9 protein-coding genes are annotated in these 12,867 nt (G+C 61.0%); 6 read left to right on the top strand and 3 right to left on the bottom strand.

Features of this window, described 5'->3' with window-relative positions; all coding sequences use genetic code 11:
* Positions 1-16 precede the first annotated feature (16 nt).
* Complete coding sequence (locus RFM41_RS05275; protein ID WP_320319248.1) at positions 17-1,189, top strand: glycosyltransferase family 4 protein; 1,173 nt, start codon at positions 17-19, stop codon at positions 1,187-1,189.
* Positions 1,190-1,222: 33 nt separating this feature from the next.
* Here the strand turns inward: RFM41_RS05275 and RFM41_RS05270 are convergent, their stop codons facing one another.
* Positions 1,223-2,005, bottom strand: coding sequence for a Stf0 family sulfotransferase (locus RFM41_RS05270; RefSeq protein WP_320246491.1), 783 nt, complete (start codon positions 2,003-2,005; stop codon positions 1,223-1,225).
* Positions 2,006-2,387: 382 nt separating this feature from the next.
* On the opposite strand from RFM41_RS05270, the gene RFM41_RS05265 reads away from it, so the two are divergent.
* The 5 genes from RFM41_RS05265 to RFM41_RS05245 all read left to right on the top strand — a co-directional run bounded on the left by RFM41_RS05265 (position 2,388) and on the right by RFM41_RS05245 (position 10,156).
* Positions 2,388-4,883 (top strand): glycosyltransferase, encoded by a 2,496-nt coding sequence (locus RFM41_RS05265; protein WP_320246492.1) that lies wholly within the window; start codon positions 2,388-2,390, stop codon positions 4,881-4,883.
* A 61-nt stretch (positions 4,884-4,944) separates the two neighbouring features.
* Positions 4,945-6,069: a glycosyltransferase family 4 protein gene (locus RFM41_RS05260; protein WP_320246493.1), complete on the top strand. Its 1,125-nt coding sequence runs from the start codon at positions 4,945-4,947 to the stop codon at positions 6,067-6,069.
* Entirely contained in the window at positions 6,066-7,184 is a 1,119-nt protein-coding gene (locus RFM41_RS05255; RefSeq protein ID WP_320246494.1) for a glycosyltransferase, read from the top strand. The genes RFM41_RS05260 and RFM41_RS05255 overlap by 4 nt, the downstream gene beginning before the upstream one ends.
* Before the next feature lie 258 nt (positions 7,185-7,442).
* Complete coding sequence (locus RFM41_RS05250) at positions 7,443-9,470, top strand: UDP-N-acetylglucosamine 4,6-dehydratase (RefSeq protein WP_320246495.1); 2,028 nt, start codon at positions 7,443-7,445, stop codon at positions 9,468-9,470.
* A 149-nt stretch (positions 9,471-9,619) separates the two neighbouring features.
* Positions 9,620-10,156: a sugar transferase gene (locus RFM41_RS05245; RefSeq protein WP_320246496.1), complete on the top strand. Its 537-nt coding sequence runs from the start codon at positions 9,620-9,622 to the stop codon at positions 10,154-10,156.
* A 115-nt stretch (positions 10,157-10,271) separates the two neighbouring features.
* Here RFM41_RS05245 and RFM41_RS05240 read toward each other — a convergent pair whose 3' ends face one another.
* Positions 10,272-11,216: an NAD-dependent epimerase/dehydratase family protein gene (locus RFM41_RS05240; RefSeq protein ID WP_320246497.1), complete on the bottom strand. Its 945-nt coding sequence runs from the start codon at positions 11,214-11,216 to the stop codon at positions 10,272-10,274.
* Complete coding sequence (locus tag RFM41_RS05235; protein WP_320246498.1) at positions 11,213-12,505, bottom strand: O-antigen ligase family protein; 1,293 nt, start codon at positions 12,503-12,505, stop codon at positions 11,213-11,215. The genes RFM41_RS05240 and RFM41_RS05235 overlap by 4 nt, the downstream gene beginning before the upstream one ends.
* Positions 12,506-12,867 lie beyond the last annotated feature (362 nt).

Below are 12,867 nucleotides of genomic sequence, written 5' to 3'. Positions count from 1 at the left end.
GTTACTAAAAGGGGGGATGATGAGAATTGACGGACAGCCGTTGCGGGTTGCAGTGGTGGCGCCCATCATGGTTCGGCGTGATGCAATTTCGCTTGCCGTACGCGACACGATGCGTTTCCTGTCCAAGAAAGCCGGGTTCGAGGCCATCCACCTGGGACATGCCTGCGAATATCCCGAGATTGCGCATCGCCAGCGCAACACCTCTGGCGAGTTGCTTCTCGATCCAAGCTATTACGCTGCCGACGCGGCCGTTTTTCACTTCGGCATTCATCACGGTCTGTTCGACGCACTTCTTGGCGGAGGGCCTCGTACCAGGATCGTCCGCTTTCACAATGTTACGCCTCCCCATCTGGTGCGACCGGTCGACATACCCGTGGTGGAACGATCGCTGCGCCAAATTGAGATACTGCGCCGCGCCGACGAGATTTGGGCCGATAGCCCGAGCAATGCCGAATATTTGCTCGAGCGGGGTTTCGACCCCGACAAGATCCGGGTCATACCGCTAGTGGTCGAAGATCCGGCCTGTTCCAGCCTTGCCGAGAAGGCCAAGGATCACATATCCGTCTTGTTCGTCGGCCGCATTGCGCCGTCAAAGGGCATTCACGACCTGATCAAGGCCATCGCTCGCGCGTCAGCAGTGCGGAAAATGCTGAGGGTGACCATCGCCGGCAATATGCATTGGTCGGATCCGGCCTATGTCCGTGAGTTGCAATCCCTCGTCGGAGAGCATCATCTGGAGTCGGTAGTTTCCTTTACCGGCACGATCGATGACGTGGAGCGAGATCGGCTGTTCCGAGACGCCCACATCGTCGCTATCCCCTCTTATCACGAGGGTTTCTGCCGCCCCGTTGCCGAGGGCTTCCGCGCCGGCTGCGTCCCACTGGTCTATGACGCCTACAATCTGCCCCACATCGCCAATCGGCTTGGCTGCGTGGTGCCGACGGGGGATGTGGAAGCTCTTGCCGCAGGACTGTCGAAACTCGTTCTCGCCCAATTGGATGGCATGGCCAAGCCTGACGATCCGGTTCTGCCCCTCGATCGCGGGCCGACCTCGGTTCATGAATTCGACCACCTGGCGCAACAATGGGTGCAGGAATTCACCTTTGAGCGCATCGCGGCTCGGACGCGCGAACGCCTCTTGCGACTGGCGGGGAGAGAAACACTCGATTTGACTGCGATACCGGCCTGATTTTCAAAGGACGCATGCCAGTCGCCAGGTTTTTTAACCTTGCAAGCTTCCGATATCGATCAGGGTGTGACGGAACTGCGCAATAAGCGAAGCCGTGTGCTCATCACGCTGGATTCGGAGGTTCGCTTCCGCTCTTTTATCCGAGTGCCAGTTCTTCAAGCTCAGATATTCCGCTATTGCCGAGACTGTCTCGTGCGGGCGCTCCACTAGTTCCTCATAGATGATGACTAGCGGCTCAATACGATGTTCCGAAAAATAGACGTCCCACGCCAATTCGGCAGTGAGAACCGTATGATAGCAAGTCACAATCGCCGGAAAATCGTAGGGTACTGTCACGTTCGACTTGCTATCGTCCTGCCATATGAGCCATTGCTGTGTCACCTGCGCCCTATAAAGGGATATCGCCTGCGCGATCTTGTCTCTTCGCACCAGCCTTATCCACCGATGGTTCGGAAACACGTCGCCAAGGGTCCTGTCCTGCCCGGTGGCTCTGGCGATCGCACTACGCAACCAGGCGCAATGATCATGGGCGATCTTCACGCCAAAAACACCATTGACCGTATTTTCTCGGAGAACCGTCGATATGGCCGCGTTAAGATCGGCAACCTTCCAGTGGGGAAGCTCATACTGGAAATATTCCGTCGGACGGCCGATCCCGGCCAGCGTCAACAAATCGCAGAGATGGTTGCTGCCGCATCGCGGTGTAAAGGCGATCGAGTAGCTATGCTCTATTTTGTCCAGTAAACCCCGTAGCACGTGTAATCCTTCCACGATTTTCTGTGCCGCCGCGACCTGAAAATGATCTACGCTCTCCATTCAGATGAGGCTATCAGTGGGCTTTCAAGTTCATAATTGCAGCCTTCGACTCTTCTTTCCCGCATAGCGGATTTGAACTCCATTGCAACATGAAATGCGTCGAACACAGAACTCTGCCTCAGCGTGCGATCGAGGTCATGCGGAATGAAGCTGCAGCCATCTTCGGAAATGAGCCACCAACGAGGTGACGTCATACACAAACGACGGGCATCATAGCCTCCGCCTCGCCTTCAGCAAATGGCTTCACCCTGCTCCTCGGCTGTCTGCCGTCTCCATGGTGCATTTTTCTGTGCATTCACCGCTGCCGACCATCGGGGTCACGAATTTGACAAGCGATGGTGCACTGCAATACCAGACATCGCCCCCTGGAATCGGAAGCGGAATGATCAAGAAGAAGCGAATTTTCTGGCTGGGCATGCACAAAGTGCTGTCGCAAACCGAACTCCCCCGCTTGCGAGCGCTTGGTTACGAGGTGTTCAATCCACCTTATCTGAGCGACGTCTACGATCAGTCCGCCGTCTACGATTGGGTTGCGCCCGACTCCAGTCTGCCGAAAGAGGCTCTGGGGATCCTGGCAAAGACCAATTTCTTCTATGATGAGATTCCGCCGGCGGCAGCGGAAGTTCTGAATGCATATTTCGACGCCGCGATTGTAACGATCAACCCGTTATGGCTGGCCCATTTCCTGAAAGCCTATCATGGCCGAGTCATCTATCGCACCTATGGCCAGCCTCACAGTCTGTCGGATGAACTGGCCAATTTGGGAGCGCTGCCGCTTGTCACCGAGCGGAACGACTTCTGGTTCATGCCGCATTCGGAAAAGGTGACGGATATAGAGGACGATTGGCTGCGATCACGCATGATGATCGTCCCCTACTGCCTCACGCAGGACGTCGTCGATCTGCGAGATACGTGGGATATCGAAGCGTCGGGGACTGAACTGGGATTGCTCTGCCCAAGGGTTGCGGACATTCCTTACTACACCACCAATTACCGCCACCTGAAGCACTATTTTCCCGCGAAAGGTTACAGGATTTTCGGTGCGCAGAACGTGCCTGTGCGCGATGAGCAGGTGATAGGCACGGTCGACCGATCCGAGTTCATAAGACGGCTGTCCCAGATGCGCGGATTTGCGTATCACTATGAGGAGCCCACCGTTTGCTATCTGCCGCCAATAGAGTTCATGACGCTTGGCGGTCCTGTGCTGTTCCAAAAGGGGTCTTTGCTTTGCCGGTATTTCTCCGCGACGGCACCCGGCAGAACCAACAGAATTGAAGAGCTGGTAAAGCGGTCGGAGCAGTTGCGGAAGGGCGACCGTGCTCTCTCTCGCGAACTCATCGAAAGCCAGGTCGAAGTCCGGAAACTGTACCAGCCGGAATATGTGTGGCCCATATTCGACGACGCCATAACCAGGGTTCTCGGCGAAACGGGAGCGAACCAGGCGCCTGAGTTGATTTATACGCCAACGGTAAAGATTGAGGCGCCCGCCGCCGAAACCGTTCTTGTGGCCTTCCATGGCTTTGGGCCGTTCGTGGTTCGCCAAAACGGCGAATACCATTGTGCGGAGGGAATCGCGCGAGTCGTCCGCCAAGTCATTCGCGCGCTGGCCGACCTTGGATTGAGGGTCGTCGTCACGGCGCGGAAAGAAGACGTCGGTCGCATCCACGGCTTCCTCAATTCCGCCGCCGACCGCAACCTGAAGATCATGGTGATTGACAAGGACGTTCCCGTCGGAAACCGGGCGATAACGGCGATGGGACGCCTTCGCCAGATTGCCCGGGCTCGACCATTTTCAGCCAATATCGACCATCTCAAGGGGCTTTGCCGAGCAAGAGATATCAAGAACATACCCCGCGCGCTCGCATCGACAGCTGCGGTGGCGATTTTCAAGGCACTGCGCAGAGTGGAGCAACAGGTCGACAATTTCAAACTTGCGAGTGGCGCCACGCCGCGTGCCGAATATGTTGACCTGATAAATGCAGACTCAAACATCGGCCATGTGCTGATATCGCACTACCACATGTTTCCCGAACTTGCCCACCTTGAGGGTAAGAACGTCGTCTTATATCTCCCAGACTATATGCCCCATTTCTACAAAGGCTCGGTTGAGATGGGTGCTACATGGCAGTCGGCGATGATCGGCAGAAAGATGGTCGCCAAGGCTCGCCGCATTCTGACGAACTCCGCGTTCACTGCATCGTATCTGCCGAAGACCACGTTGGCCGCACGCCCGGAAAACATCGTGCACGTCCCCCTGCCATATCTGAATGGCAGTCCAGGCAACGCGGAGGTCTCCGGCCGGTTCGGGGTACTGCCAAAATATTACGCATTTTATCCTACTCGGGATCGGCCCTCGAAGCGGCTCGCGGACTTTGCGAGAACCGTGGCGATTGTAAACGAGCGGCTTAAGGCGACCGGCAGCGAGGACCAACTCATTGGTCTTCTGACTACCCCGTTGGTGGGCAAGTCGGCATCTGGGGCGGAAGAGCATTTGGTCTCGTTGTCAGAGCTGACAGATGCGGAACTCGGGTATTTGTACAAGAATGCGCTCTGTCTGCTGTTCACGTCTGAAATGGAAGGGAATTTCCCGACCCAGATAACCGAGGCGCTACATCTGGGCGTGCCTGTGGTGGCGACGAATATCCCGCTCATTACACTGGAGCTCGCAGAGGCATCTGCTTGCCTGGATCTGGTCGATGTCGGCGATTGCGAGGGGTTTGCGGACCGCGTGATGTCGGTTCTTGAAGATCGCGCCGCAGCAGTGCTACGGCAGAAAGAGGCCGAAGAAGCCGCGTCCCGAAAATTCGCATATGATAACTTCAAATACGGATTGTCTGAGTTGTTCAGGCGAGTCCCTCTCGCGAGCGACCGCTGTTGATATGCCCAGCTAGCGACCGTCCTTAGGTCCCACCAAGAAAGACAAAATCCCGGAGACGCGGTTGAAAATCGCCATCGACGGCAGAAACCTCGCATCGGCTACCGATGGAATCGGCCGGTTCGTCCACAATGCCATCAAGGCTCTGGCGGCGCAGGGCGGCGACGTGATGGTTTATGCGCCGAGTGCCGTCAACTCGGGCTACGACATTCCATCTGGCGTTTCCGTGCAGCTTGCCGGCTTCAAGGGGCCTCTCGCCAGGACCTTCTGGGGACAGTCGGTGCTGCCTTCCTTGGCACGGCGCGACCGCGTGGAGGTTCTCTGGGGGCCTTCGCATCGGCTGCCCTTCATTCTCGATGGCCGCATCGCACGGGTGGTCACGATCCACGATCTCGTCTGGCTGCATGCCGCGCGGACCATGCGAACTCGCACCTGGATGGGCGACCGCTTGCTGATGAAGCCGGCGTTGCGGACCGCTGATGTCGTGGTCGCGGATTCGACGGCCACGGCGAGCGCGCTAACGGCTGAATTTCCTTGGTTGAGATCGTCGGTCACCACCGTCGCCCCTGGCACGGCCTCGCTGCCGGCTCCGGGAGATGTCTCGAGCCTCGAGCCGCTCGGCATCACCAGGCCCTACGCGCTTTTTGTCGGCACGCTCGAGCCGCGGAAGAATCTCGCCAATCTGATAAGGGCCTATGGCCTACTGTCTGCCGGCACCCGCGCGGGCTGCGATCTTGTCATCGTCGGCGGCAAGGGATGGAAGCAGACCGGTCTGGCCGATCTCGTGCGCGGCAGCGGGCTCGAGACGAATATCAGGTTTACCGGCTTCGTCGACGATAGCGTGCTCGCCACGCTGTACGCGAATTGCCTGTTCCTGGCGATGCCGTCCCTCTATGAGGGATTCGGCTTCCCGATCGTCGAGGCGCAGTCGTTCGGCAAGCCGGTGCTGACGTCAAGCACGTCGTCGATGCCCGAGGTCGCCGGAAACAATGCCGTTCTTGTTGACCCGAGGGATTCCGCGGCGATCGCCGATGCATTCGACCGGCTCAGTACGGATGCCGAGTTCCGCAACCGGATCGCCGCCGGCGCGCGCAACAATGCCGGGCGTTTCACCTGGGAAAATCACGCCAGGGGGATGCTGCGGATCTTCGAGCAAGCCATCGGGCAAAGACGGGACACCAGCGCGTGAAAGTCCTGCATTTCTTCAAGACATACTGGCCCGATACGTTTGGCGGGGTGGAACGGACGATCCATGCCGTCGCCGAGAGCACGGCCCGGCACGGCGTCGAAACGCAGGTGCTCTCGTTGAGCCGCACGCCGGAAGAAAACACACAACGTCTTGACGGCCATGTGGCCCAGAAAGCCAGGCTGGATTTCGAACTGGCATCGACGGGGTTTTCGCGCGATGTCTTTCGAAAGTTCAGTGCGATGGCCAGACAAGCCGACTTGGTCCATTACCACTTTCCGTGGCCGCTCATGGATATCGTGCATTTTCAGTCCCGCCACGGCAAACCGACTATCGTCACCTATCATTCCGACATCGTCAAACAGCGGCTCATCCTGCCTTTCTACCGGCCCTTGATGACGCGCTTCCTGAGGAACGTCGACGCGATCGTGGCGACATCGCCGAACTATCTCGAGTCGAGCCCCATTCTCAGGGCATTCAAGGCCAAATCGAAGGTCATCCCCATTGGCATCGATGAGGGCGCCTATCCGACGCCAAGCGAGGCCGACGACGCCTGGTGCCGATCGACGATCCCGGAACCGTTCGTGCTGTTCGTTGGCGTTCTGCGTTACTATAAGGGACTGGATGTTCTGGTCCATGCCTCCGGCCGGGCGCGGTGCAAGATCGTCATTGCCGGTTCGGGCCCGGTCGAGCGCGAACTTAAACAACAGGCGCAGACGCTGGGTCACGACAACGTGATTTTCCTCGGTGAGATATCCGAGCCGCGCAAGATGGCGCTGCTCCGCAACTGCCTCGGCTTTGTCTTTCCTTCGAATCAGAGATCGGAGGCCTATGGTCTTTCGCTGATTGAGGCGGCCATGTGCGGCAAACCGATGATTTCTTGCGAAATCGGCACGGGCACAAGCTATGTCAACGAGGCTGGCCGGACTGGGCTGATCGTTCCCCCATCGGATCCGATACACCTTGCCGTAGCGATCAACCGGCTGGTCGAGCAGCCGGTTGAGGCGGCGAACTGGGGACGAGCCGCGCGCGAGCGCTACGTTCGCCTGTTCACCGCCGACAGGATGGGGAAATCCTATGCCGAACTCTACCGACAGCTCGAGAACCGCAAAGGTTGAACGGCAACGCCGAGCACCGTCTGCCCGGTTCAATGAAGAGCCTGGCATTTTACTGTCGCATTATCGCCCGCTGAGTTCATGACACTTGGCGGGTCGGTACTCCCCAAAAAAGTCTGGCTATACTTCTAACTCCGCGCTAATGCGGTAGCCGGGCGACGGGGGTTGGGGATTTTACAACCCAGAGTGGTGGCGGACGAATGGTCGGTCCGGCGCGATTCTGGTATGCATGTCCCCACGCCTGGAGTTCAGTGCTACCCAATGACCGCCTACGTCGAAGCCGTATCGGAACTCAGACCGAGGATGCGGCGCGCCATCATCATGGTCCAGGACCTCGTCATGGTCCTGGTCGCGGTGGCGCTCAGCCTCATCCTGTCGCAGTCGCGGCTTTCCTTCGATGCGTTCTCCGCCGGCGGGCTGGCCTGCTGGGCGCTCATCGTGCTCATCGCCCATTTCTTGTTTCGCACCTCCGGACTCTACAACACCGTCTGGCGCTTTGCCTCCACGCCCGACTTCTTCAACATTCTGAAGGGCTGCGGCAGCCTGACGGTGGTCCTCTATCTGGCCTCGCTTGGCTTCCGCTTCTTCTTTCAGCCGGTCATGGGCCTCAACGAGCGCCAGTTCATCGTCTTCTTCCTGGTCTCCTTCACCATCATCTCGGCGCCCAGGCTCTATTATCGCTTCCTGCGTGACGGCGCGAGCTGGCGCATCCTGCGCCGCGCCGCCGGCGATGCCTCGACCAAGCAGGCGCTGTTCATCGGCCGGTTGAGCGAGGCGGACGTAATCGTCCGCTTCACCCGGGCGGCCCAGCCAGCCGAATACGCCATCTCCGGCATCATGGCCACCGAGAGCGAAGCGCCGCTCGGCACGCAGATCCAGGGCGTTCCGGTCGTGGCGCTCAGGCCGCGCCTGGTGGAGGTGTTGGAAGACTATGTCAAGGGCACGCAAAGCCTTGACCTTCTGATCTTCGGCCAGGGGGTCGAGCGCGAGATCGAGGACTATGCCGAGCTGGTGCGCATCGCCCGCCACAGCGGCATCGGCGTCGTCCAGTTTTCCGGCCTGTCGGAACTGGGGCAGGGCGGCAAGCTGGTTCTCGATGCCGTCGAGATGGAAACCATCATGCGCCGTTCGGCGGTCGCCACCGACACCACGCGCATCGGCGCCTTCGTGGGTGGCAAGCGCGTGATGGTCACGGGCGGCGCCGGTTCCATCGGCCGCGTGCTCGTCAAGCGCGCGCTGGAGCTGGGCGCCGAGGCGGTGCTGGTGGCCGACAATTCCGAGTTCGGCATCTTCCAGCTCGATCAGCAGACCGACGACGCCGACCGCGGGCGGCTGACCAGCCGCATCGTCGACGTCACCGACCGGCCTCACATGACGCGCCTCGTCAACGAGTTCAAACCCGCGATCATCTTCCATGCCGCGGCGCTGAAGCATGTGCCGCTGCTGGAGGAGAATTGGGAAGCGGCGATCGAGACGAATGTCTTCGGCACGCTCGCCTGCGCCGAGATCGCCGCCGAATGCGGGGTGCCGCAGTTCCTGCTGATCTCCAGCGACAAGGCCGTCGACCCGACTTCGGTGCTGGGGGTCACCAAGCGGGCGGCCGAGCAGATCGTCTCCTCGTTGCATGAGGCCCAGGCGGCCTCGCCATATGCCGGCGCGGCGAACGGCCATGCCGGCGCCGCCGCTTCACGTCATTCGGGCACGAAATTCATCGCCGTGCGCTTCGGTAATGTCTTCGGCTCCAACGGTTCGGTGGCGACCATCTTCCAGGCGCAGATCGAGGCCGGCGGGCCGGTCACCATCACCGACCGGCGCATGACCCGCTATTTCATGACCGTGGCCGAGGCCGTCGATCTCGTCATCATGTCGGCCGCCGATGCCGAGCAGCGCCAGGGCAGGGATGATTATGCCATCTACATGCTCGATATGGGCAAGCCTGTGCCGATCCTCGAAGTCGCCGAAACCATGATCCGCATGGCCGGCAAAAGCCCTTACACCGATATTCCGATCCGCTTCACCGGCATCAGGCCCGGCGAGAAGCTGCACGAGACGCTGCGTGCCGAGAACGAGGAGGTGGTCAAGCTCGACATCGCCAAGATCTTCGGCCTCAGGACAGGCGTCGTCGAATGGCCGAAGATCGAGACGACCCTGCCGGCGCTGGTGGCCGCCATGCACGATCGCGACAAGGCCTCCGCGCTTGCCATCCTGGCCGGGCTCTACAGGGCGGAAGAAGACATTGGCGGCCCGCGCGAAGAAGCGGCGCCGAAAGCGGCCGGACAGATCGGTTAGACCTGTGTCGCGCGCCCGCAATTGGCCATTGAAGCCTGCTCCAACGCCCGCAATTGAATGATTCTGAAGCCGCGGCCAGATAAGATCAGCGCGTGGCCGTTCACACGGGTCGTTATGGATGGCGCGGCCTTCGTCGGCGGTTCTGAGCCGTGACGGAAAAGCGCGCCTTCGACCTGATGATCGCAGCCGTGATGCTGGCGCTGTCGTCGCCCGTCCTGCTTGTCGCGATGCTGGCAATCCGGGCAACGTCGGCCGGTCCGGCCATCTTCTCGCAGATCCGCGTCGGCCGGGGAGGAGCCCCCTTTGTCTGCCGCAAGCTGCGCACGATGTATCTCGCAACGCCTTCCTTGCCCACGCACGAGGCGCCGGTCGGTTCGGTCACCGTGGTCGGCAAGGTGCTGCGCGCAACCAAGGTCGACGAATTGCCGCAACTCTGGAACGTGCTCAAGGGCGAGATGAGCCTTGTCGGCCCTCGTCCATGCCTGCCGACGCAGGCGGAGCTGGTCCAACGCCGCAAGGAACTGGGCGTGCTCACCGCACTTCCAGGCATCACCGGGCTGGCGCAGATCAAGGGGATCGACATGTCTGATCCAAAACTTTGCGCGGAAACCGACGCGGCCTATATCAAGGCCGCCTCGACCGGCCTGGACTTCAAGATATTGCTGGGCACGTTCTTCCGCGCCTAAGCAGGTTCCGCAAAAGTGTCCCACGGTTTTGCGATCAAAACCTGTGAGAAACCAGGGAACCTAAGCAGATATTCGTGGGGTATCCCACGAATATCTGCTTAGAGCGGTTGACCGTTCACGGAAACGGCGAACGGCTCTCTTGTCGAGCCAGTTCCTCAAGCCGGCCGAGCGTATCGGCCTCACGTGCCCAGCCTTCCGAGGCGAGCAACGACGAATCGCAGACCTGCGTCGCCACCAGAGCCTGCCACGCGGCCTGTTTGCCGGCGAGCGTGGCCAGGATCCGGAACGGCCAGGCCGGCATGGGGGGAAGCCGGGCGGGCCGGCCGTATCCACGCCGGAACGCGGTGATGATTTCTGACATCGCAACCGGCGAAGCGTCGCCGAGCACATAGGTCGGGCGCGGCGGCGCCGGGCGGGTCAAAAGATGCGTCACGGCACCGGCCACGGCGTCTTGCGAGACGAGCGAACGAACCGCCGTCAGGGCGGCTGTCGGCAACGGCAGGCCGGTGGCGGCCAACCGCATCAATCCGTGTAGATTTCCCTTCGTGCCTTCGCCATAGACAGGAGGCAGCCGCAGCGCCGTCGCGCCGTCGCGCCCGGCCGCTGCGAAGGCCTCCAGCATTGCGATCTCGCCTTCGCGCTTGGAGCGCCCGTAGGCGCATTGCGGGGCAGGGGGTGTGGCTTCGCCTATGGTGCCGCTGAAGCCGGCACCCGCCACGGCGCGGATCGAGGAGAGATAGATGAAGCGCCCGTCGGTGCGCGTGGCGGCTGCCTGGGCGAGCCGCCCGGTCAGCATCGCATTGACGGTCCGGAAGTCGGTCGCGCCGGCGCTGCGGTCATTGTTGAGCGCCGCGCAGTGGACGACATGCGTCACGTCGCGCATCAGTGCCAGGAAGGCTTCCTGCTGCGCATCCGCGCCGGGCAGCGCGACGGCGTCATCCGCGCCGGCAAGCCGTTGCGGCAGGCGCGAAGCGATCCGTATGTCGAATCCGGTCTCGCGCAACCGGCTGACGACCCGGCGCCCGACGAAACCTGTCGCGCCGGTGACCAGGATCTTCATGGTCGCGGGTTGGCGCCTGGCGTCGTCGTGGGCGCGTCTTTGCCGGTCGGTGCCACCGTCCGCCCGGACGCAAGATAGGTCCCCGAGATCAGGAACACCATCAGCGTCGCGTCGAGAATGTCGTGGCCGACGAGGATACCGACCATTCCGGCGGTGAGATAGGTGACGACCGCGACGAGGACCATCGTCGCACCGAACCGCTCCACCGGATCGACGCTAAGGCGCAGCGTGCGTGCGGCGTTCCAGGCGGCGACGACGAAAATCGACGCCAGGGCCAGCGCCCCCAGCAGGCCGGCCTCGACCAGCGCCGTCAGGAAGCCATTGTGGAAATGGCTGAAACCCTGGCTCAGGCCGAACTGGTCCTGAAGGCCCTGCTTCATCAGCGCGCGGCTGGCCGCGATGCCATGGCCGAAAATCGGCATCTCGCGAAATGCGCTGAAGCCGATTTCCCACATCGCCACGCGCAGGCCGAGCGCCGTCGAATGGTCGCCATTGGCGTTCAGCGCGTCCCAGTCGGTGACCAGGATGTCGGCTCGATCCAGGATGACGTGAGAGCCGATGGCGGCGATTACAAGGGCGGCCACGACGCCGATCGCCACGAAGCGTGCCATGCTGCCGCCGGTGAACCGGCGGCGGTTGATGAGAAGCACGACGATGCCGGCAATCGGCACGGCCACCCAGATCATGCGCGACCCCGAATAGATGATCGCCATGGCTCCGGCGATTGCCGCCAGGACCAGCAGCTTCCAGCGTTTCTCGATGCCCGACAGCGTGCCGGCGAGGCATGTCATGGCGGCAAGGCAGGTAACCGTTGCGAAGACGATCGGGTTTCCGGCGCCGCCCTCGGCCCTCACGCCGAGCCAGTGGTACTGGACGATGGCGATCGCCAGCGCGCCGAAGCAGGCCGCGGTGCTCGCCAGAATGGCGATACGTGCCAGCGCGGTCTTCTCGGTGATGCTCCAGGTCGAATAGGAGACGGGGAAAAGCAGAAAGGTGATCAGCGGCAGGAAAAGCCGCAAATCGGCGGCCAGCGTGCCGTTGACGATCGAAGCGAGAACCATGGCCGCGCAATAGGCGTAGATCGCCGCGGTCAACGCGAGCATCGGCCGGTCGATGTTGAAACGCCTGCGTTTTATGGCGAGCAGCAGCACGGACCACACGCCGCCGGCGTTGAAGGTGACGCTGACCAGCGATCCAAGCACCGGCGGCGAAAAAAAGCAGACGATCGAGAAATAGATGTTGATCTGGGCGGGCGTGAGGTGGCGCCGGAGCGTTGTAAACGGGTTCAAATGCTTGCTTCGCAATTTTCCAGGTTGCGCCCGGATCTCATCGAGCCAGCCAGAGGCCGCCTCGCCGATCTCCGTTTGCCGCGCCTTGCCCGTTCCCCGAGCCCGTATAGCGGCTGGCGCCGCCCTGCGATAGTGCAGTTGGCCATGTTCCGACAGAAAACCTTCGATCCGGCAAAGATCGGGGAGCCCGGAATTCCCCCCGAAGGCCGCGGCCTTTCCCCGCTTTTGCGTTTCGGCAGCTCTGGCAGGATTTTCCGCTTTACCGGCCATGCTTGGAAAATTCGTTCTATAATGACCTCGCGCTGCGCGGGTCTTGCATTGTTATCGGCGTCGCCGATCTGTTAGAACGCCCGCACGAAACA

Origin of the sequence: Mesorhizobium vachelliae, assembly GCF_033977325.1 — a bacterium.
GTDB classification, from domain to species: Bacteria; Pseudomonadota; Alphaproteobacteria; order Rhizobiales; family Rhizobiaceae; genus Mesorhizobium; species Mesorhizobium vachelliae.
This window is presented reverse-complemented; position numbering and strand designations above follow the sequence as displayed.